This window comes from Psychrobacter sp. 1Y4 (genome assembly GCF_051847555.1).
In genome coordinates, this window is sequence record NZ_JBPYDE010000677.1 from 1 (window position 1) to 656 (window position 656).

At 42.7% G+C, this 656-nt stretch carries 1 protein-coding gene; it reads left to right on the forward strand.

Going from position 1 to position 656, the window contains the following annotated elements:
* Nucleotides 1-656: hypothetical protein (locus ACS8FC_RS18280; protein WP_439297832.1), on the forward strand; the 656-nt coding region annotated here is incomplete at both ends.

Consider the following 656-nt stretch of genomic DNA (forward strand, 5'->3'; position numbering starts at 1 on the left):
CTCTTGATGTAGACAGTCAGCTTCAAACGAGTTCAGTATCTAATAACAAGTTAAATCCTTATGGTGATACGGCTCAATTTAGCGTTATTCTCAAAAATTCAGATGGCGCACGCGCTGCAGACGTACAGGTCGGCATGGGAATTAACGACATCAAAGGGGTTGCTATTGTTGGAAGTAACAAAACCACTGATAGCAATGGCATGGCTACCTTTGACATTATTGTTGATGAAGGGTTATCAAAGGCTGATCGTGAGGCGCTATTAAAAGGCGTGGTTTATGCTATCAATATCGTAGAAAAAAATGGTGCGACTAAAAAAGTCTCAGGCACACTGCCGGTAGCGACTCCTACCTCAGACTATAAGCTGACAGTATCTGGTAACACCCGCGCACTTAACGCTTATGGTGACAGTCAAACGATCACTATTAATGCGACTGCAATTAACAATAAAGTTCCAACGAGCATTAATGGGGCAGAAGCCTCTATTAAGCTCAACAGCACTATAAAGGGTGTCAGTTTAAGTACTGAAGCGCTTACTTTTGATACTAAAGGTCAAGCCGTAGTTGATATTATCGTAGCGTCAACGCTGAGTGATGCAGAGCGCATAAAGCTTGCTACAGAAGGTCTCAGCTATACGATTACCCTGTTTGAGCCAAAT